A 20804-nucleotide genomic window follows, 5' to 3' on the forward strand; every position below is an offset into this window, starting at 1 on the left:
CCTCCAGATCGAAGGAATTAGATCAGTAGCGGTCGACGGTCGGGGCGGAGCCCAGCTGGGCGCCGAACTTGCCGGCGGTGCCGTCCCAGGCCTTCTGCCAGCTACCGTCGGCGAACGCCTTCTCCAGCGTGTCGTTGATGAAGTTGCGGAAGTCGGTGTCCTCCTTCTTCACCCCGATGCCGTACGGCTCCTTGGTGAAGTTGTCGCCGGCCAGCTTGAAGGACGCCTCGTCCTTGGCGATGTAGCCGAGCAGGATCACGTTGTCCGTGGTGACGGCGTCGACCTGGCCGCCCTTCAGGGCGTCGCGGCACTTGTCGTAGGTGTCGAACAGCACCAGCTGGGTGGCGACATCCTTGACGTGCTTCTTGATCTCCTCGGCCGGGGTGGAGCCGGTGACCGAGCAGACCTTCTTGGTGCCGTCCTTGAAGGAGTCCGGCCCGGTGATCGTGGCGTCGTCCTTCTTCACCATGATGTTCTGGCCGGCCTCGTAGTACGGCCCGGCGAACGCGATGCGCTCCTTGCGCTTGGGGTTGATCGTGTAGGTCGCGGCGACCAGGTCGACCGTGCCGTTCACGATGACGTCCTCGCGGACCTTCGAGGGGGCCTCGACCCACTCGATCTTGTCCTCGGGGATGCCGAGCTCCTTGACGATGATCTTCGCGACCTCGACGTCGAAGCCCTCCGGCTTGCCCGACAGGCCCTTCTGGCCGAAGCCGGGCTGGTCGAACTTCGTGCCGATCTTGATGGACTGGGCCTTGTTCAGGCGCTCCATCGTGCTGCCGGCGGCGAAGGACTTGCTGCCGGCGCCGGTGCCCTCCTCGGCGTCGTCGCCACCGCAGGCGGTCATGCCGAGCGCCAGGGTGGCGGCCGCGGCGAGCGCCGCTACGCGCGTGATACGCATACTCATCTCCTTCTTCGACGGAACCGCCGGGGGACGGCGCGCTCCAGGTACGGACGCCTAGTGCGTGAGGATCTTGGAGAGGAAGTCCTTGGCCCGCTCGCTGCGCGGGTTGGCGAAGAACTCGGCGGGCGGGGCGTCCTCGACCAGCTGCCCGTCGGCCATGAAGATGACGCGGTTCGCCGCGTGCCGGGCGAAGCCCATCTCGTGGGTGACCACGACCATCGTCATGCCCTCGCGGGCCAGCGACGTCATCACGTCCAGCACCTCGCCGACCATCTCCGGGTCGAGCGCGCTGGTCGGCTCGTCGAAGAGCATCGCCTTGGGCTGCATGGCCAGCGCCCGCGCGATCGCGACGCGCTGCTGCTGGCCGCCGGAGAGCTGGGCGGGGAACTTGTCGGCCTGGTTGGCGATGCCGACCCGGTCCAGCAGGGCCAGGCCGCGCTCGCGGGCCGCCGCCGGCTTCTCCTTGCGGACCTTGACCGGCCCGAGGGTGACGTTCTCGAGGATCGTCTTGTGCGCGAAGAGGTTGAACGACTGGAACACCATGCCGACCTCGCTGCGCAGCTTCGCCAGCGCCTTGCCCTCGGCCGGCAGTGGCTGCCCGTCGAAGGTGATCGTGCCGGAGGTGATCGGCTCGAGTCGGTTGATGGTGCGGCAGAGCGTGGACTTGCCGGAGCCGGACGGCCCGATGACCACGACCACCTCGCCGCGCCCGACCGACAGCGAGACGTCGTCCAGCACGTGCAGCGGCCCGAACCACTTGTTGACCGATTCCAGCACGATGAGCGGTTCGCCCGTCGCCACGTCGTCCACCGTCCCTGTCGTCGTGCACGCGGGGTCCGTTGACCCCCGGTTGGGCAACTGTAGGCGGGGGGATGTGGCGGAACGCAAGTCAGTTGGTCACGGAGCGGTAACACCATTTCCGCTCGGGCCCGGGAGTCGGATTTTGGCTCCGAAACCGGTCCACCCGGTGGCGGCGTCGGGACATGCGGAAGATCATGTGGGGATGACGGAACGGGTGCGGCTGACCGAGTACGCCCGCGGCGGCGGTTGCGCCTGCAAGATCCCGCCGGGCGAGCTGGAGGCCATGGTCGCCGGCCTCGGCCCGGCCACCGGCGCCGCGGACCTGCTCGTCGGCCTGGACCACGGCGACGACGCCGCGGTGGTCCGGCTCGACGAACGGACCGGCCTGGTCACCACCGCCGACTTCTTCACCCCCGTCGTCGACGACGCGTACGACTGGGGGCGGATCGCCGCGACCAACGCGCTCTCCGACGTGTACGCGATGGGTGGCACCCCGCTCGTCGCGCTCAACCTGCTCTGCTGGCCGCGCGACGTGCTGCCGCTGGAGCTGGCCCGGGAGGTGCTGCGCGGCGGGCAGGACGTGGCCCGGGACGCGGGATGCCACCTCGCCGGCGGGCACAGCGTCGACGACGAGGGCCCCAAGTACGGGCTGGCCGTCACCGGGGTGGTCCGGCCCGAGGAGCTGATCACCCTGGACGCGGGCCGGGCGGGGCTGCCGCTGTCGCTGACCAAGCCGCTCGGCGTCGGGGTGCTCAACACCCGGCACAAGGCCACCGGCGAGAGCTTCCCCGAGGCGGTCGCCGCCATGACCACCCTCAACCGGGACGCCGCGCGGGCCGCGGTGGCGGCCGGTGTGCGCTGCGGCACCGACGTGACCGGCTTCGGTCTGCTCGGGCACGCATCCAAGCTGGCCCGGGCGAGCCGGCTGACGGTGGCGATCGACGCGGCCCGGGTGCCCTACCTGGCCGGCGCCCGGGAGGCGGTGCGCGACGGGTACGTCAGCGGCGGTAGCCGCCGCAACCTGGAGTGGGTCGCCGGGTGGACGGACTTCGGCGGGATCGCCGAGGACGAACGGCTGCTGCTGGCCGACGCGCAGACGTCGGGCGGCCTGCTGGTCGCCGGCGAACTGCCGGGCGCCACCGTCGTCGGCGAGCTGCTGCCCCCCGGTGAGCACCGGGTCGTCGTGCGCTGACCGACCCGGTCGAAACGGGCGCAATGCGGAGCGGCGAAGTTCCGGACGGGGCACCGTACCCGATAAACTGTCACCTTTCCGCCGCTCGGAGCAATGGTGCCCGAGGAAATTTTGCCCGGAATGGTCACAGACCGGTAACTTGCCCCCGGCTGAGGTCATATGCCCCCCACCATCGTCAGTAAGGCCCGATCCGGAGGCCGGTGGGACGAGCACAGCGAGGAGGCGGCATGACCGAGCTGTGGAACTGGAGAATCGACCAGGTGCGGCCGGTGGAGGTCTACCCGGCACTGGCCGAGGCACTCGGCCGGGTGGTGATGCCCCTGGCGGCGGCCGACCCGGCCCGGCTGCCGACGTACGCGGTGATCTGCGACGTCTGGCAGGCGCCGGGGGAGTTCGCCACGATCGTGGACTGCTACGGCGTGCCCGACGGGCTCCCCGAGCACGCCAGCATCGCCGCGCTGGCGCGGCTGCTGGACCGCAACTGCCTGCTGCGCGACGACACCCTCGACGCCGGCCGGCACCTGCTCGTGGCCCCCGACGGCACGATCCGGCCGGTGCACTTCGACGTCCGCGAGACCGACGACGGCGAGGTGCTCGGCAACCAGCGGCTCTGCACCGAGGCCGATCCCCGCTGCCGCGGCTGGTCGCAGTGCCACCGCTCGCGCTGGGCCCCCGACTCGGTGCTGCCCGCGCTCGCCGCCGCCTGAGGCCAGCCGCGCCGGCCCGCGGGGCGGCTCCCCGCGTCGGCCCGACGGGCGGCGAGGTCAGCTCGCCGGGCGGGCGGAGCGGCCGCCGCGTACCTCCAACTCGCTCAGCAGGGTCGCGGTGGCCGCGGCGACCGCGGCGACCGCCGCGTCGAAGGCCGCGGCGTTGTGCGCGGCGGGCTTGCGGAAGCCCGAGATCTTCCGGACGTACTGCAGGGCGGCGGCCTCGACGTCGGCCGGGCTCACCTCGGCGACGTACGGCTCACGAAGGGTCTTGATGCTCCGGCACACGGCTCCTCCTCGTTCGGTTCGGGATTCTCGCCCGGATACGCTGTCCGGGTCATGACTACCGCAGCGGCGAGCAGCCCGCGCACCTACCAGGTGCGCACGTACGGCTGCCAGATGAACGTGCACGACTCCGAGCGCATCTCCGGGCTGCTGGAGCAGGCGGGCTACGTGCGCGCCGCGGAGGCCGACGACAACCCGGACGTGGTGGTGTTCAACACCTGCGCGGTCCGGGAGAACGCCGACAACCGGCTCTACGGCAACCTCGGTCACCTGCGCCCCGTCAAGGACAGGCACCCGGGGATGCAGATCGCCGTCGGCGGCTGCCTCGCCCAGAAGGACCGCGGCGAGATCGTCCGCAAGGCGCCCTGGGTGGACGTGGTCTTCGGCACGCACAACATCGGGTCGCTGCCGGTGCTGCTGGAGCGGGCCCGGCACAACGCCGCCGCCGAGGTGGAGATCCTCGAGTCCCTCGACGTCTTCCCCTCGACGCTGCCCACCCGGCGCGAGTCCACGTACGCCGGCTGGGTGTCGATCTCCGTCGGCTGCAACAACACCTGCACGTTCTGCATCGTGCCCTCCCTGCGCGGCAAGGAGAAGGACCGCCGCCCCGGCGACATCCTCTCCGAGGTGCGCGCCTTGGTCGACGAGGGCGTGCTGGAGGTGACCCTGCTCGGGCAGAACGTCAACTCCTACGGCGTGGAGTTCGGCGACCGGCTCGCCTTCGGCAAGCTGCTGCGCGCCTGCGGCGACATCGAAGGGCTGGAGCGGGTCCGGTTCACCAGCCCGCACCCGAAGGACTTCACCGACGACGTGATCGCCGCGATGGCCGAGACGCCGAACGTCTGCCACTCGCTGCACATGCCGCTGCAGTCCGGCTCCGACGACGTGCTGCGCGCCATGCGCCGCTCGTACCGGGCCGAGCGCTACCTCGGCATCATCGAGAAGGTCCGGGCGGCGATGCCGGACGCGGCGATCACCACGGACATCATCGTCGGCTTCCCCGGCGAGACCGACGCCGACTTCGAGCGCACCCTCGACGTGGTCCGCGAGGCCCGGTTCTCCTCCGCGTTCACCTTCCAGTACTCGAAGCGCCCCGGCACCCCCGCCGCCACGATGGGGGGCCAGCTCCCCAAGCAGGTCGTGCAGGAGCGCTACGAGCGGCTGATCGCCTGCGTGGAGGAGATCACCTGGGCGGAGAACAAGCGGCTCGTGGGGGAGACCGTCGAGGTGCTGGTCGCCGTGGGCGAGGGGCGCAAGGACGAGCGCACCGGCCGGATGTCCGGCCGCGCCCGTGACGGCCGCCTCGTCCACTTCGACGCGGGTTCCCTCGCGGGGCAGATCCGCCCCGGCGACATCGTGCACACCACCGTCACGTACGCGGCCCCGCACCACCTCAACGCCGACGGCGAGCCGTTGTCGCACCGGCGCACCCGGGCCGGCGACGCGGCCGAGGCGGGGCGCTCGCCGCGTACGCCCGGGGTGCTGCTCGGGCTGCCCACGATCGGTGCGCCGGCCGCGGCGCCCGCGCCGACGACGGGCTGCGCCGCCCACTGACCCCACGACGGGCCGGCCGATCCCACCGTCGCCGGCGGCCCGGACACGCGAAAGCCCCCGGTCCGCGCGGACCGGGGGCTTTCGCGTGGCTCAGCTCAGCCGGCCTGCTCGGCGAGCTGGAGGAACTGCCGCTTCGAGGCGAGCGCCTGCTCGGCCTCCTTGATCCGCCGGGCGTCCCCGGCCGCCTGGGCCCGGGCCAGCCGCTCCTCGGCCTCGGCGACCTGCGTCCGCATCTGGGCCAGCAGCGGGTTGTCCTCCTTGGTGGTGCGTCGCCACGCGGAGTCCATCACCTCGCGGACCTTGTCGTCGACCGTCCGCAGCCGGCGCTCCAGCCCGGCCGCCGCCTCGCGGGGCACCCGGCCGGCCTCGTGCCACTGCGCCTGGATCTCCCGCAGCTTGGCCTGCGCGCCCTTCGGGTCGCCGTCGACGTCCAGCGCCTCGGCCTCGGCGAGCAGCGCCTGCTTGCGCTCCAGGTTGGCCCGCTGCTCGTTGTCGCGGGCCGAGAAGACCTCGCTGCGCCGGGTGAAGAACTCGTCCTGCGCGGCCCGGAACCTCTCCCAGAGCTTCTGCTCCGCCTCCTTGGAGGCGCGCGGGGCGGCCTTCCACTGGTTCATCAGGTCCTTGAGCTGGTTGGCGGTCGCCGCCCAGTCCGTGGAGTCCTTCAGCTTCTCGGCCTCGGCGACCAGCTCCTCCTTGACCGACTGCGCCTGCTTGCGCTGCGAGTCCAGGGAGGCGAAGTGGGCACCCCGGCGGCGGGTGAAGCCGTCCCGGGCCGAGGCGAACCGCTTCCACAGCTCGCCGTCGGTCTTCTTGTCGACCCCGCGGATGGTCTTCCACTCCTCGAGGATCTCCTTGAGCCGGTCGCCGGCGGTCTTCCAGCCGGTCGACTCGGCGGCCAGCTTCTCCGCCTCCTCCACCAGCGCCTGCTTGCGGGCGAGTGCCTCGCCCCGGGCGGCGTCCCGGGCGGCCTTGGCCTCGCCGGCCTTCTCCTCGGCGACGGCGGCGAGTCGGTCCAGCCGCGCGGCCAACGCGTCGATGTCGCCGACGACGTGCGCCTCGGCGAGCGAGGCGCGGATCCGGCGGATCGTCGTCAGCGAGTGGCCGGCGTCCGCCGCACCCGAGTTGAGCCGCGCCTCCGTCAGGTTGACCTCGGTCACCAGGTCGTCGAAGCGGCGGGCGAAGTGGGCAAGCCCCTCCTCGGGCGCTCCCGCCTGCCAGGATCCGACCACCCGCTCGCCGTCGGCGGTCTTGACGTACACGGTGCCGTCCGCGTCCACCCGTCCGAAGGCCGTCCAGTCGCTCATGTGCCCATCCTCGTTCTCCCGGCGTCGGGGACCGGTCCCACGATCGCCGCCACGGCGCAGCAAAGTTACTCCCGGCATTGTCACAGGTCCGACCCCGTCCGCGTCGAGCGCCTATCGCCGACCGTGACCATACGGTGTCCTAGCCCCCGAATGACCGGATCGGCGCGGGGACGCACCGGGGGGTCCCGCTACGGTGAACGGGTGCCCCTGGTCGCCGCCGCCGTCTGCCCGCATCCGCCCCTGCTCGTGCCCGAGGTGGCCGGCGCCGCCGCCGCTGAGCTGGACGAACTCCGTACGGCCTGCGACGCGGCCGTCGGCCGGCTGCTCGCCGCCTCGCCCGACCAGATCGTGCTGGTCGGCGCCGGGCCGGAGACCGTCCGCTTCCGGGCCGCCGACTACGGCTCCCTGCGCGCCTACGGTGTCGACCGCCACGTCCGGCTGTGGAAGACCAACTGCGCCGGCGGGGAGCGGCTGCCGCTGAGCCTGACCGTCGGCGCGTGGCTGCTCGGCAGGGCGGGGACCGACCTGCCCCGGTTCGCCGAGTCCGTCGCCGCCGACACCGCCCCGGCCGAGTGCGCCGCGCTCGGGGCGGAGCTGGTGCGCCGCGCCGAGGGCCGGGTCGCGCTGCTGGTGACGGGGGACGGGTCCGCCTGCCGGGGCGAGAAGGCGCCCGGCTACGACGACCCGCGCGCGCAGGCGTACGACGAGGGGGTCGCCCGGGCCCTGGCCGACGCGGACGCCGACGCCCTGCACGGCCTGGACCCGGTGCTGTCGGCGGAGCTGAAGGTCGCCGGTCGAGCGGCCTGGCAGGTGCTCGCCGGCGCGGCGGGCGCGGCGGGCGGACGCTGGCACGGTGAACTGACCTACGACGCGGCGCCCTACGGCGTGGCCTACTTCGTGGCGACCTGGGAGCCGGCGTGACCGGGCCGGCCGACGCAGGCGGCGGCCACCCGCCGGCCGGGACGGTGGTCGCGGTGGTCGGGCCGACGGCGGCCGGGAAGTCCGCACTGAGCATCGCGCTCGCGCACGCCCTCGACGGCGAGGTGGTCAACGCCGACTCGATGCAGCTCTACCGGGGCATGGACATCGGCACCGCCAAGCTCACCCCGGCCGAGCGCGAGGGGGTGCCGCACCACCTGCTGGACATCTGGGACGTCACCGAGCCGGCGAGCGTGGCGGAATACCAGCGGCTGGCCCGTGCGGCGGTCGACGACATCCTGGCCCGGGGCCGGGTGCCGCTGCTGGTCGGCGGCTCCGGCCTCTACGTGCGGGCGGTGCTGGAGCGGTTCGAGTTCCCCGGCACCGACCCGGCAGCCCGCGAGCGGCTCGAACGGGAGCTGGCCGAGACCGGCCCGGCCCCGCTGTACGCCCGGCTGCGGGAGGCCGACCCGGCCGCCGCGGCGGGGATCCTGCCCACCAACGGCCGGCGGATCGTCCGGGCGCTGGAGGTCATCGAGCTGACCGGGGCGCCGTTCACCGCGTCGCTGCCCGACCCGACACCGTACTACCCGTCCGTGCAGCTCGGGGTTGACCTGGACACGGCGCTGCTGGACGAGCGGATCGCGCTGCGGGTGGACCGGATGTGGGCCGACGGCCTGGTCGCCGAGACCCGCGAGCTGGTCGGCCGCGGCCTGCCGCAGGGGCGGACGGCCAGCCGGGCGCTCGGGTACCAGCAGGTGCTGCGCTTCCTGGCCGGGGAGATCACCGAGGGCGAGGCGCACGACGAGACGGTTCGGGCCACCCGGCGGTTCGTCCGCCGGCAGCGCTCCTGGTTCCGCCGTGACCAGCGGATCCACTGGCTGGACTCGGCCGCGGCGGACCTGATCCCGGCCGCCCTGCGCCTGCTGCCGGCCGCTGCGCGATGATGGGGGCGTGGAGTTCACCAAAGGCCACGGCACCGGCAACGACTTCGTCATCCTGCCCGACCCGGACGGGGCGCTCGACCTGACGCCCGGGCTGGTCGCCGCGATCTGCGACCGGCGGCGCGGCCTCGGCGGCGACGGCGTGCTGCGGGTGGTGCGGGCGGCGAAACACCCCGAGGGCGCTGCCCTGGCCGGCGAGGCCGAGTGGTTCATGGACTACTGGAACTCCGACGGCTCGTTCGCCGAGATGTGCGGCAACGGCGCTCGCGTCTTCGTCCGCTACCTGCTGGCGTCCGGGCTGGCCACGCCGGTCGGCGCGGCGCTGCCGGTGGCCACCCGGGCCGGCCTCGTGCACGCGCGCGTCGAGGGGGACGCCGTCGCCGTCGAGATGCGCCGCCCCCGGGTGTACGACGCCTCGACCGCCACCCTGGGCGGCTTGACCCTGCCGGGTGCGGCGGTGGACGTCGGCAACCCGCATCTGGTCTGCGCGCTCCCGACCGGGCTGGACCTGGCCGGCCTCGACCTCACCCGCGCGCCGGAGTTCGACCCGGCTGCCTTCCCGGCCGGAGTGAACGTCGAGTTCACCGCGCCGGGCGAGCCGGTCGACGGCGCCGACGGGCACGTGCTGATGCGGGTGTACGAGCGCGGCTCCGCCGAGACTCTCTCATGCGGCACGGGCGCGTGCGCGGTGGCCGCCGTGGCCCTGCGCGACGCCGGCCGGGGCACCGGGGTGATCGCCGTGGACGTCCCCGGCGGCCGCCTCACGGTCACGGTCACCGAGGACTCCTGCTGGCTGGCCGGCCCCGCCGTCCTGGTCGCGGTCGGCGAGGTCGACCCCGCCGCCCTGACCACCCCCGCCTGACCCCAGCCTCCCCCTGCCCTTCCGCCCCACGCCGGTGCAAGATCGCCGGGGCGGGGCGGGGCGGGGCGTCAGGGGGTGGCGCTGGCTTCGGCGGCGATCTCGGGGAGGTCGGCCGGGCCGGGGTCCGCGGCCGGGGCCGGGGCCGGGTTCTGGGCGGCGGCGCGCACCGCCGCGGCGACCGCCGGGGCCACCCGGGAGTCGAAGACGCTGGGGACGATCACCGTCGGGTTGATCTTGTCCTCGCCGACCACGTCCGCGATGGCCCGGGCGGCGGCGATCGCCATCTCCTCGGTGAACTCCTCGGCGTGCGCGTCCAGCATGCCGCGGAAGACACCGGGGAAGGCGAGCACGTTGTTGATCTGGTTCGGCTGGTCGGAACGGCCGGTGGCGACCACGGCGGCGTGCTTGCGCGCCTCGCGCGGGTCGACCTCCGGGTCCGGGTTCGCCAGCGCGAAGACGATGGCGTCCTTGGCCATCATGGCGATGTCGTCGCCGGTGAGCAGGTTCGGCGCGCTGACGCCGATGAAGACGTCCGCGTCGCGTACCGCCCCGGGCAGGTCACCGGCGTAGTTGTCCTTGTTGGTGTGGTCGGCCAGCCACTGCCAGGCCGGGTTGAGCCCGGTCAGGCCGCGGTGCAGGGCGCCCTGCCGGTCGTACGCGATGATGTCGCCCACGCCCTGGCGCAGCAGCAGCTTCATGATCGCGGTGCCGGCCGCGCCGGCCCCGGAGACCACGACCCGGACGTCCGCGAGCTGCTTGCCCACGACGCGCAGCGCGTTGGTCAGCGCGGCCAGCACGCAGATCGCGGTGCCGTGCTGGTCGTCATGGAAGACCGGGATGTCCAGCGCCTCGCGCAGCCGGGCCTCGATCTCGAAGCAGCGCGGCGCGGCGATGTCCTCCAGGTTGATCCCGCCGTACGCCGGGGCGATCGCCTTGACGATCTGCACGATCTCGTCGGTGTCCTGGGTGTCCAGGACCACCGGCCAGGCGTCCACCCCGCCGAAGCGCTTGAACAGCGCCGCCTTGCCCTCCATCACCGGCAGCGACGCCGCCGGCCCGAGGTTGCCCAGGCCCAGCACGGCCGAGCCGTCGCTGACCACGGCCACGGTGTTGCGCTTGATGGTGAGCCGCCGGGCGTCGGCCGGGTTCTCCGCGATCGCCTGGCAGACCCGCGCCACCCCCGGGGTGTACGCGCGGGACAGCTCGTCGCGCGTGCGCAGCGCCACCTTCGAGCTGACCTCGATCTTGCCGCCGAGATGCAGCAGGAACGTCCGGTCGGAGACCTTGCGCACGTCCACGCCGTCCAGCGCGGTCAGCGCGTCGACCACCTGGTCGGCGTGGGCGGCGTCGGCGGTGTCGCAGGTCAGGTCGACGATCACGTGGGTCGGGTCGGAGTCGACCACGTCGAGCGCGGTGACGATCGCGCCGGCCTCGCCGACGGAGGTGGTCAGCCGGCCGATGGAGGACGCGTCCGCGGGCACGGCGATCCGGATGGTGATCGAGAATCCGGCACTCGGAAGTCGGGTGATTGACACGGGATCCCTCCGTCGACGCTGAGCGGCTCGCACCGCATTTCTACTCGCCCACCCGGGCCGGCCCACCGGCCGCCCCCGCTTTTGTGGCATTTCACGCGGGCATATAGCGGGTGCGTCCGGCGTTGACACATGTCAGGATTGCTCGGTACGTGACAGAACGGACAGGAGACCAGCTTGACCAACCAGGAGACCTACCTCCCCTACACCGACGACGACGAGCTCGCCACCACCGGCGAGTTCGAGCTGTCCGAGCGGCAGGCGCTGCGGCGGGTCCCTGGCCTCTCCACCGAGCTCGCCGACATCACCGAGGTCGAATACCGCCAGCTGCGCCTGGAGCGCGTGGTCCTGGTGGGCGTCTGGACCGAGGGCACCCAGAGCGACGCCGAGAACAGCCTCACCGAGCTGGCCGCGCTGGCGGAGACCGCCGGCTCGCAGGTGCTCGAAGGGCTGATCCAGCGGCGCAACCGCCCCGACCCGGCCACCTACATCGGCCGGGGAAAGGTCGACGACCTCGGCTCGGTCGTGCTCTCCAGCGGTGCCGACACGGTGATCTGCGACGGCGAGCTGTCGCCGTCCCAGCTGCGCAACCTGGAGCAGCGCATCAAGGTCAAGGTGGTGGACCGCACCGCGCTGATCCTCGACATCTTCGCCCAGCACGCCAAGAGCAAGGAGGGCAAGGCGCAGGTCGAGCTGGCCCAGCTCGAATACCTGCTGCCCCGCCTGCGCGGTTGGGGTGAGACGCTCTCCCGGCAGACCGGTGGTAGCGGTCGCGGCGGGGGCGCCGGCGGCGGCGTGGGCCTGCGTGGTCCCGGTGAGACCAAGCTGGAGACCGACCGGCGTCGGATCCGCCACCGCATCGCCCGACTGCGCCGGGAGATCAAGGCCATGCGGACGGTACGCCAGACCAAGCGCGCCCGGCGGTCCCGCAACGCCGTTCCCGCCGTCGCCATCGCCGGCTACACCAACGCCGGCAAGTCCAGCCTGCTCAACCGGTTGACCGGCGCGGGTGTGCTGGTCGAGAACGCGCTCTTCGCCACCCTCGACCCGACCACCCGCAAGGCCACCACCTCCGACGGGCGGCTCTACACCCTCTCCGACACCGTCGGCTTCGTCCGGCACCTGCCGCACCAGATCGTCGAGGCGTTCCGCTCGACGCTCGAGGAGGTGGCCGAGGCCGACCTGGTGGTGCACGTCGTCGACGGCACCCACCCGGATCCGGAGGAGCAGGTCCGCGCGGTCCGTGAGGTGCTCGCCGAGGTGGGCGCCGACCGGCTGCCCGAGCTGCTGGTGGTCAACAAGACCGACGCGGCCGACGAGGAGACGCTGCTGCGGCTCAAGCGGCTCTGGCCGGAGGCGGTCTTCGTCTCCGCGCACACCGGGCGCGGGCTCGACGGGCTGCGCGAGGCCGTCGAGGAGCGGCTGCCCCGCCCAGCGGTGGAGGTCCGCGCGGTGCTCCCGTACGACCGGGGCGACCTGGTGGCGCGGGTGCACCGGCAGGGTGAGGTGCTGAGCACCTCCCACCTGCCGGAGGGGACGCTGGTGCACGTCCGGGTGGGCGATGCGCTCGCCGCCGAACTGGCCCCGTTCCGAGCGGCGGCGGAGAGCCAGGCGGTCGCGTCCGCCCGATGACGGCGTCCCGGCGTCACCCGGCGGAAACCTGCGGCATGCGACACTGATTCAATGCGCCGCGCTGTTGCTTCGGTCACGGTCGCCCTCGGCTTGCTGGGGGCGACCGTGGCGTGTGCGGGGGTCGCCCTGGCGGCGCCCGCCTCGGCTTCGTCCCCGCTCACGGCCGCCGCGGGCAAGAAGCGGTGCACGGTGACCGATGAACGGCTGCGCGAGCTGTCCGGCCTGGTGGCCACCAAGAGCGGCTACATCGTGATCAACGACGGCACCGAGGTGGAGAGCCGCAAGCGGGTCTTCTTCCTCGACGCCAAGTGCGAGATCGCGAAGGAGCCGGTCCGCTATTCGGGGCAGGGGCCGTTCGACACGGAGGACCTGGCGCTCTCGCCGAACGGCCAGACCCTGTGGATCGCCGACACCGGTGACAACGTCACCAGCCGCGAGCGCCGCGAGCGGGTGGCGCTGTGGAGCATGCCGGTCAACGGGTCCAAGCGGCCGGTGCTGCACCGGCTCGCCTACCCCGAGGGCAAGCCGCACGACGCCGAGGCGTTGCTCATCGGCGACGACGGCAACCCGCTGATCATCACCAAGGTGATGTCGGGCAAGGCGCAGATCTTCACCCCCGCCGCGAAGATGAAGAGCGGGGACACCGATGCGGTGCCGATGAAGAAGGTCGGCGAGATCGCCCTGCCGAGGACGGACACGGACAACCGGCTCGGCGCTCCGGGCCGCGTGGCGATCACCGGAGCCGCCCGTTCCCCCGACGGCTCGCGGGTGGTGGTGCGCACCTACGCCGACGCCTTCGAGTACGACGTGACCGGCGGCGACATCGTGGCGGCCCTGACCTCCGGCACGCCCCGGGTGACGGCGCTGACCGATCCGTTCGGTGAGGCGATCGCCTACACCCCGGACGGCAAGACGTTCCTCACCGTCTCCGACGGCGGCCAGCTCGACGAGGCCGAGCCGGTGGAGATCCTCAGCTACACCCCCTCCGCCGAGGGCGCGAAGCCGATCGCCGGCGAGGGCGACGCGCCGAAGAAGGCGGCCGGGCAGTCGTGGCTCGACGGCCTGAGCCTGAGCGACATCACGTACATCATCGCCGCGGTCGGCGTGATCGGCGCGCTGATGGTGGCCGCCGGCGTCTTCGGCATCCTGCGGGCCCGGCGCAGGCCGGCCGCCCCGCTCCGGGACGCCGACGGGCCGGACCGCGACGACCTCGCCGACGATCCGCGGGGCCCGGCGGAGGACGACTTCCTGCCGCCGGGCGACCGGGCGCGGGGCGGCGTCTACGGTGGCGCGCCCTCCGGTGGCGTCTACGGCGGTACGCCCGGTGGCGGGCGGGGCGGGGCGGTCCCGGCGGGCGGTGGTCGCGGCGGGGCCGCGCCGGCCGGCGGCGGGGTCTACGGCGGTGGCCGCCCGGCCGGCGGCGGCGTCTACGGTGGCGGTCGCCCGGCCGGCGGTGGTGGCGGTGCCGGTCGCCCGGCCGGCGGTGGCGGTCGCCCAGCGGGTGGCGGTGGCGGTGCCTACGGTGGCGGCCGGCCGCCGGGCCCCGGTGGCCCCGCAGGCGGTGGCGGCGGTGGTCGGCAGGGTGGCGGCGGCCGTCCCGGTGGTGGCGTCTACGGCGGCGGGGGCCAACCGGGCCCCGGTGTCTACGGCGGCGGTGGCCGGGCGGAGCCGCCCCGTCGCGGCGGCGAGCAGGATCCTCGCGGTCAGCGGCCGGCCCGCCGGCGCGACGAGGGCTACGACGACGGCCGTGGCGGCCCCAACGGCCACGCGCCGGGTGGCGGCCGAGGCTACCGGGGCGACCGCTACTGACGTCCCTGAGCCTCCGGGGCCGCCGTCGGCGACGGCTCCGGAGGCGCCACGGGGTCAGATGCGGCGCAGCACCGCGACGACCCGGCCCATGATGGTCGCGTCGTCGCCGGGGATCGGGTCGAAGGCCGGGTTCTGCGGCATCAGCCAGACGTGCCCGTCGCGGCGCCGGTAGGTCTTGACCGTCGCCTCGCCGTCGAGCATGGCGGCGACGATGTCGCCGGCCTCGGCGGTCGGCTGTTGCCGGACCACGACCCAGTCGCCGTCACAGATCGCCGCGTCGAGCATCGAGTCGCCCTTGACCTGGAGCATGAAGACCTCGCCCTCACCCACCAGCTCGCGGGGGAGGGGGAAGATGTCCTCCACGGCCTGCTCGGCCAGGATCGGACCACCGGCCGCGATCCGGCCCAGCATCGGCACGTACGCCGGGGCGGGGCGCTGCGAGCGGGTCAGCTCGTCGTCGACGTCGCTGGGGGCCCGGACGTCCACGGCGCGCGGCCGGTTGGGGTCGCGGCGCAGGAAGCCCTTCTTCTCCAGCTCCTTGAGCTGGTAGGCGACGCTGGACGGCGACACCAGGCCGACCGCCTCGCCGATCTCGCGCACGCTCGGCGGATAGCCGTGCCGGTCCACCCACGTGCGGATGAACTCCAGGATCCGCCGCTGCCGGGCGGTGAGATCCACCGTCGCCGGGTCGGGGAAGGCGCTCACCACCGGTGTGACCGGGCGCACGGCGGGCTGCCCGGCCCGGCTGCGCGCGGCGCCCCGGCGTCGGGTGGCCGGCGGGCCCGCCTCGGTGATCTGCTGCGGGCTCTTCGGCCGGCTGGCCCGGTCCTCGGTCACGTCCGTCCTCCCTGGTCGGCGCTGGGTGCCTTGGCGGCTCGTGGTGCGTGCGGCGTTGCGTGGTGACCGGTGACGGAACGATCCGCGCCCGGTTGTTCATGACCGTATAGGTGAGATCGGTCATTTTCAAACGTCTGTACGACATCACCTCGGCGTGTCGGGGTAAAAACCGGCCTGCTCGTACTCACGTTCTGATAAATGGTACGTCGGGTCGAACGGGTGTTCGACGCCTGCCCGATCGGCGGCGGTTTCGCCGCGACCGGACGAATAACCCCGGCAGGCGCCGGACAGTTGGTTCTGAGGCAGGTGGCGCCGGCCGGGGCCGACTCCGGATGGCGGTGACGCGCCGGACACGCCGCTCAACTTGACCGCGGATCGTCGGCGGCATACGGTCGACCCCTAGATGTAGTAGTCACACGGGCGTAAGTCGCCTACAGGTTGGGTTCGACTACCGACCGCACTCCCGTACCGTCGACACGGCGAAAGACCATCGACAGATGGCTCCGCCGCGCTGACGCGTGCCCGGGAAGCGGTCGGCGTGCCCGCAGTCGATGAAGGAGGTCGGGCCGATGCGGTGTCCGTACTGCCGGCACGCGGACTCCCGGGTGGTCGACTCGCGGGAGGCCGACGACGGCCAGTTGATCCGCCGGCGGCGGTCCTGCCCGGAGTGCGGGAAGCGGTTCACCACGGTGGAGGAGGCGGTCCTCGCGGTCGTCAAGCGCAGCGGGGTCACCGAGCCGTTCAGCCGCACGAAGATCATCGGCGGGGTGCGCAAGGCGTGCCAGGGCCGGCCGGTGGACGACGACTCGATCGCGCTGCTCGCGCAGAAGGTCGAGGAGACCGTCCGGGCCAAGGGGGCCGCCGAGATCCCCAGCCACGAGGTGGGGCTGGCCATCCTGGGTCCGCTACAGGACCTGGACGAGGTCGCCTACATGCGGTTCGCCAGCGTCTACCGGTCGTTCGACTCGCTCGCCGACTTCGAGCGGGAGATCGAGACGCTGCGGGCCGCCGCACGCGCCCGGGAGGGCGCCGGGGCCGACGCGGCCGAGGCCGCCGGCCGTACCAGTTGAAGTTTTCGCAGTTGATGACAGTCGGATCGCGCGGCGAGGTGGCCGCGCGGACGAGGGGGCGGATGAGATGTCGGGGGATGGTGTGACGACGAGCAGGGCACGGAGCAAGGCCGGCGCGGGTCTCAAGGTCGAGCGGGTCTGGACCACCGAGGGGGTGCACCCCTACGACGAGGTCGCCTGGGAGCGCCGCGACGTCGTGATGACGAACTGGCGCGACGGCTCGGTCAACTTCGAGCAGCGCGGGGTCGAGTTCCCGGAGTCGTGGAGCGTCAACGCGGCGAACATCGTGACCACCAAGTACTTCCGGGGCGCGGTGGGCACCCCGGAGCGGGAGTGGTCGCTCAAGCAGCTGATCGACCGGGTGGTCACCACCTACCGCACCGCCGGTGAGGAGTACGGCTACTTCGCCAGCCCCGCCGACGCCGAGGTCTTCGCCCACGAGCTGACCTGGATGCTGCTGCACCAGGTGTTCAGCTTCAACTCGCCGGTCTGGTTCAACGTCGGCACGCCCTCGCCGCAGCAGGTCAGCGCCTGCTTCATCCTGGCCGTCGACGACTCGATGGACTCCATCCTCGACTGGTACAAGGAGGAGGGGCTGATCTTCAAGGGCGGCTCCGGCTCCGGCGTCAACCTGTCCCGGATCCGCTCCTCCCGCGAGCTGCTCTCCTCCGGCGGCAACGCCTCCGGCCCGGTCAGCTTCATGCGCGGCGCGGACGCCTCCGCCGGCACCATCAAGTCCGGCGGCGCCACCCGGCGCGCGGCGAAGATGGTCATCCTCGACGTGGACCACCCGGACATCCAGGAGTTCGTGGTCACCAAGGCGCGCGAGGAGGACAAGATCCGTGCGCTGCGCGACGCCGGGTTCGACATGGACCTGGGCGGCGCCGACATCGTCAGCGTGCAGTACCAGAACGCCAACAACTCGGTCCGCGTCTCCGACGAGTTCATGACCGCCGTCGAGAACGGCGGCGGCTTCGACCTGCGCGGCCGGCTCGACGGTGCGGTGATCGAGACCATCGACGCCAAGAACCTGTTCCGCTCCATCTCCCAGGCCGCCTGGGAGTGCGCCGACCCCGGCCTCCAGTACGACGACACGATCAACGACTGGCACACCTGCCCGGAGACCGGGCGGATCACCGCGTCGAACCCGTGCTCGGAGTACCTGCACCTGGACAACTCCTCGTGCAACCTGGCCTCGCTGAACCTGATGAAGTTCCTCCGCGCCGACGGCGGCTTCGAGGTGGAGAAGTTCGTCAAGTCGGTCGAGTTCGTCATCACCGCGATGGACATCTCGATCTGCTTCGCCGACTTCCCCACCGAGAAGATCGGCGAGACCAGCCGGGCCTACCGGCAGCTCGGCATCGGCTACGCCAACCTCGGCGCGCTGCTGATGGCGTCGGGCCTGCCGTACGACTCGGAGCAGGGCCGCTCGGTCGCCGCGGCGATCACCTCGCTGATGACCGGCACGGCCTACCGCCGCTCGGCCGAGCTGGCCGGCGTCGTCGGCCCGTACGACGGCTACGCCCGCAACGCCGAGCCGCACAAGCGGGTCATGCGCAAGCACGCCGCCGCCAACGACGAGATCAAGCCGACCGGCACCGTGGCCACCGCGATCGTCCGCGAGGCGACGAAGCAGTGGACCCAGGGCAACAAGATCGGTGACAAGTTCGGCTGGCGCAACTCGCAGGCCAGCGTGCTCGCCCCGACCGGCACCATCGGCTTCATGATGGACTGCGACACGACCGGCGTGGAGCCGGACCTGGCGCTGGTCAAGTTCAAGAAGCTGGTCGGCGGCGGCTCGATGCAGATCGTCAACCAGACCGTGCCGCGCGCCCTGCGCAGCCTCGGCTACCCCGAGGAGCAGGTCGAGGCGATCGTCGAGCACATCGCCGACCACGGTCACGTGGTGGACGCCCCGGGCCTGAAGCCGGAGCACTACCCGGTCTTCGACTGCGCGATGGGCGAGCGCTCCATCGCCCCGATGGGCCACGTGCGGATGATGGCGGCGATCCAGCCGTTCGTCTCCGGCGCCATCTCCAAGACGGTCAACATGCCGGAGGCGGCCACCGTCGAGGACGTCGAGAAGATCTACTTCGAGGGCTGGAAGCTCGGCCTCAAGGCGCTGGCGATCTACCGGGACAACTGCAAGGTCGGTCAGCCGCTCTCGGTGGCGAAGTCCAACAAGGCCACCGAGCCGACCGCCGTCGAGGCCGCGCCGGCCGCGCCGGTGGTGGAGAAGGTCGTCGAGTACCGCCCGGTGCGCAAGCGGCTGCCGAAGAAGCGTCCGTCCCAGACGGTCAGCTTCTCCGTCGGCGGCGCCGAGGGCTACCTCACCGCGTCGTCGTACCCGGACGACGGCCTCGGCGAGGTCTTCCTCAAGATGTCGAAGCAGGGCTCGACCCTGGCCGGCGTGATGGACGCCTTCTCGGTGGCCATCTCCATCGGTCTCCAGTACGGCGTCCCGCTGGAGACGTACGTCAGCAAGTTCACCAACATGCGCTTCGAGCCGGCCGGCATGACCGACGACCCGGATGTGCGGATGGCCGCCTCGGTGATGGACTACATCTTCCGTCGCCTGGCGCTGGACTTCCTGCCGTACGAGCGCCGCGCGGAGTTGGGCATCTTCACCGCCAAGGAGCGGGCCGCCCAGCTCCGGGCCGAGGCGGAGGCGGAGGCGAACGGTGCGGACCTCACCGCGATGGCCGCCTCCGCCCCGGTCGAGGCGCCGACCGAGCCGAAGACCGGGCCGGTCGCCCAGCCGGCGCAGGAGGTCGCGGACGTCGCCGCTGCCAAGCCGGCGCCGTCCGTGGGTTCCAGCACGGAGCTGCTGGAGGCCGTGATCGGCAAGGCCGCCGACGCGCCGCTCTGCTTCACCTGCGGTACGAAGATGCGCCCGGCCGGTAGCTGCTACGTCTGCGAGGGCTGCGGCTCCACCAGCGGCTGCAGCTGACGTCGATGAGTTGACGCGGGTCTCCCTCGGTTCCGTGAGCCTCACGCAGTCGACGGATCACGAGTGAGCAACTCGAACGGATGCCTCCCACCCGACCTGGGTGGGAGGCATCCGCTTCGTCGGGCGGCGTGCGTCGCATGGGTAGACGGGCAGCCGGTGGCGCTTCGACCTGGAGTTGTCAATGGACGGCCGAGAAGCAACGTGGCGGCGCGTCATCAAGGTCAGCGCCTGGAGGGTACGGTCGCGGCGTGACCGATGAGCAGGTGGACCCGTTGGTCCTGCGATGGCGCTGAGACAGGGCAGTTCCGCTTCGTTGGCTGTTGGTGGACGAATCCGCCGTGGGGGAGCCGGCACTCGCGGTCTGTGCCGACATCGACGGACTCTTCGTGGACATGCCATCGGGCTGGCCGGCAGCGACGCTGGTCGGATGCCAGCCCCAGCCGACATTGCGTACCGCTCTGGACGCGCTGTCCCGAGGCGTCGGCAACCCAGGTGGTGCTCTACGCCGCCGCCGGATCAGCGCCTCGTTCTACAGCGTCGCCGCAGACGGCGCGGCGACTCGCGTGCTCGGGGCCCATATCGACGCCTCAGTGACCGGCGTCCGGCCCTCGATTCTTGGGAACGGACTACTCGACGTCACGTTCGACAGCGCTATCGCCGACCCCATGCCCACCGGGGCCCGGCAGATCTGGGATCTCTGGCATGCCGGTCGCCCGGCAGAGAGCGGCCTGTGGGCGCGCTACGACTCCGTACTGCGGCACCAGTGGGCGGGCGCGGCGCTGGCCCATCACCGGCCAGAACTGGCCGACAAGCCGGCTGGAGCGACATACCACCTGGACGGACGCAACATCACCGACCTGGAAGGCTTCTACTGCGCTGTCGGTGAGGCGATCAACGGCCCGGGTGGCTACTTCGGCTGGAACGCCGACGCCCTGAATGACTGCACGACCGGGGGATGGGGCGCCGAGCGCCCGTTCCGCCTGATCTGGCATGACGCGGCAGTGGCGCGAACCCACCTGGTCCCTGACCCCGGCCAGAGAGCAGCATCTGCTACCACCTCTGACCAGCTTCTCCATTGGCTCAGCGGGAGTGGCATCGAAGTCGATCTCAGATAGCCGGCATGCCTGTGCAGGGACGTATCACCAGCACGGACGAGCCGATAACTCGATTCGGTCTGTACCGTCCGGCGAATTGAAGGCCGCCGCCGCCGAGCCAGACTCAGCGGTCGGTGCGACGCTCATCAACGATCCTCGTCGCCCTCGGTCGGGCGGGGCGGGCGATTGTGCCTGGCCCACTCGTCCACCTCGTCCGCGTCCCAGATCGTCGTCCCGATCAGGCGGGCGACAGGCTCAGGAAAGCCGGGCCTGCGGGTGATCTGTAGAACCCGTTGCCGTGACACGCCGAACAGGGCGGCCAACTCGCCAGGCCCGTACAAGCGCGGTCGCTTCACGGCCTGAAGGTAGGCGTGACTCATGCTTTACGATTGCCACTTACAGATTGACA

General features: G+C 72.1%; 17 protein-coding genes. 11 read left to right on the forward strand and 6 right to left on the reverse strand.

Annotated elements, in window-relative coordinates; translation table 11 throughout:
* Window positions 1–22: 22 nt before the first annotated feature.
* Together ACGF5C_RS01460 and ACGF5C_RS01465 are read right to left on the reverse strand one after the other, a co-directional pair.
* Window positions 23–901, reverse strand: coding sequence for a glutamate ABC transporter substrate-binding protein (locus tag ACGF5C_RS01460; protein ID WP_357454092.1), 879 nt, complete (start codon window positions 899–901; stop codon window positions 23–25).
* A 57-nt stretch (window positions 902–958) separates the two neighbouring features.
* Window positions 959–1714 (reverse strand): amino acid ABC transporter ATP-binding protein, encoded by a 756-nt coding sequence (locus ACGF5C_RS01465; RefSeq protein ID WP_357693749.1) that lies wholly within the window; start codon window positions 1712–1714, stop codon window positions 959–961.
* A 187-nt stretch (window positions 1715–1901) separates the two neighbouring features.
* On the opposite strand from ACGF5C_RS01465, the gene selD reads away from it, so the two are divergent.
* Both selD and ACGF5C_RS01475 read left to right on the forward strand, forming a co-directional pair.
* Window positions 1902–2897 carry a selenide, water dikinase SelD gene (gene selD, locus ACGF5C_RS01470; protein ID WP_393295679.1) on the forward strand — a complete coding sequence of 332 codons (996 nt, stop codon included), beginning with the start codon at window positions 1902–1904 and terminating at the stop codon, window positions 2895–2897.
* Between the two features lie 227 nt (window positions 2898–3124).
* Window positions 3125–3604, forward strand: coding sequence for a hypothetical protein (locus ACGF5C_RS01475; protein ID WP_357693745.1), 480 nt, complete (start codon window positions 3125–3127; stop codon window positions 3602–3604).
* A gap of 57 nt (window positions 3605–3661) precedes the next feature.
* Here the strand turns inward: ACGF5C_RS01475 and ACGF5C_RS01480 are convergent, their stop codons facing one another.
* Window positions 3662–3892, reverse strand: a complete 231-nt coding sequence (locus ACGF5C_RS01480) for a DUF2277 family protein (protein WP_393295681.1) — start codon at window positions 3890–3892, stop codon at window positions 3662–3664.
* Window positions 3893–3943: 51 nt separating this feature from the next.
* Between ACGF5C_RS01480 and miaB the strand changes: the two genes are divergently transcribed.
* Complete coding sequence (gene miaB / locus ACGF5C_RS01485) at window positions 3944–5443, forward strand: tRNA (N6-isopentenyl adenosine(37)-C2)-methylthiotransferase MiaB (RefSeq protein ID WP_393295683.1); 1500 nt, start codon at window positions 3944–3946, stop codon at window positions 5441–5443.
* A gap of 95 nt (window positions 5444–5538) precedes the next feature.
* Here miaB and ACGF5C_RS01490 read toward each other — a convergent pair whose 3' ends face one another.
* Window positions 5539–6747, reverse strand: a complete 1209-nt coding sequence (locus ACGF5C_RS01490; protein ID WP_393295685.1) for a DUF349 domain-containing protein — start codon at window positions 6745–6747, stop codon at window positions 5539–5541.
* A gap of 150 nt (window positions 6748–6897) precedes the next feature.
* On the opposite strand from ACGF5C_RS01490, the gene ACGF5C_RS01495 reads away from it, so the two are divergent.
* The 3 genes from ACGF5C_RS01495 to dapF are packed head-to-tail and all read left to right on the forward strand — an operon-like array spanning window position 6898 to window position 9471.
* On the forward strand, window positions 6898–7668 hold the full coding sequence (locus ACGF5C_RS01495; RefSeq protein ID WP_393295687.1) for a class III extradiol dioxygenase subunit B-like domain-containing protein: 771 nt from the start codon (window positions 6898–6900) through the stop codon (window positions 7666–7668).
* Window positions 7653–8612, forward strand: coding sequence for a tRNA (adenosine(37)-N6)-dimethylallyltransferase MiaA (gene miaA / locus ACGF5C_RS01500; RefSeq protein WP_393295936.1), 960 nt, complete (start codon window positions 7653–7655; stop codon window positions 8610–8612). The genes ACGF5C_RS01495 and miaA overlap by 16 nt, the downstream gene beginning before the upstream one ends.
* Before the next feature lie 7 nt (window positions 8613–8619).
* Window positions 8620–9471: a diaminopimelate epimerase gene (gene dapF / locus ACGF5C_RS01505; RefSeq protein WP_393295688.1), complete on the forward strand. Its 852-nt coding sequence runs from the start codon at window positions 8620–8622 to the stop codon at window positions 9469–9471.
* A 68-nt stretch (window positions 9472–9539) separates the two neighbouring features.
* Here dapF and ACGF5C_RS01510 read toward each other — a convergent pair whose 3' ends face one another.
* A complete protein-coding gene (locus ACGF5C_RS01510) occupies window positions 9540–11006 on the reverse strand; it encodes an NAD-dependent malic enzyme (protein WP_357693731.1) in 1467 nt (488 codons plus the stop codon).
* 174 nt (window positions 11007–11180) lie between these two features.
* Here ACGF5C_RS01510 and hflX point away from each other — a divergent pair, with 174 nt between their 5' ends.
* Window positions 11181–12635 (forward strand): GTPase HflX, encoded by a 1455-nt coding sequence (gene hflX / locus ACGF5C_RS01515; protein WP_393295689.1) that lies wholly within the window; start codon window positions 11181–11183, stop codon window positions 12633–12635.
* 51 nt (window positions 12636–12686) lie between these two features.
* Window positions 12687–14444 carry a hypothetical protein gene (locus tag ACGF5C_RS01520; protein WP_393295691.1) on the forward strand — a complete coding sequence of 586 codons (1758 nt, stop codon included), beginning with the start codon at window positions 12687–12689 and terminating at the stop codon, window positions 14442–14444.
* A 54-nt stretch (window positions 14445–14498) separates the two neighbouring features.
* On the opposite strand, the gene lexA is transcribed toward ACGF5C_RS01520, so the two are convergent.
* A complete protein-coding gene (lexA, locus tag ACGF5C_RS01525) occupies window positions 14499–15281 on the reverse strand; it encodes a transcriptional repressor LexA (protein WP_393295693.1) in 783 nt (260 codons plus the stop codon).
* A 569-nt stretch (window positions 15282–15850) separates the two neighbouring features.
* Here lexA and nrdR point away from each other — a divergent pair.
* The 3 genes from nrdR to ACGF5C_RS01540 all read left to right on the forward strand — a co-directional run bounded on the left by nrdR (window position 15851) and on the right by ACGF5C_RS01540 (window position 20416).
* Complete coding sequence (gene nrdR, locus ACGF5C_RS01530) at window positions 15851–16351, forward strand: transcriptional regulator NrdR (protein WP_393265424.1); 501 nt, start codon at window positions 15851–15853, stop codon at window positions 16349–16351.
* Window positions 16352–16418: 67 nt separating this feature from the next.
* Window positions 16419–19301, forward strand: coding sequence for a vitamin B12-dependent ribonucleotide reductase (locus tag ACGF5C_RS01535; protein WP_393295695.1), 2883 nt, complete (start codon window positions 16419–16421; stop codon window positions 19299–19301).
* 323 nt (window positions 19302–19624) lie between these two features.
* Window positions 19625–20416: a barstar family protein gene (locus tag ACGF5C_RS01540; RefSeq protein WP_393295697.1), complete on the forward strand. Its 792-nt coding sequence runs from the start codon at window positions 19625–19627 to the stop codon at window positions 20414–20416.
* Window positions 20417–20804: the final 388 nt, after the last annotated feature.

The organism is Micromonospora sp. NPDC047620, assembly GCF_043205005.1.
GTDB lineage: Bacteria > Actinomycetota > Actinomycetes > Mycobacteriales > Micromonosporaceae > Micromonospora.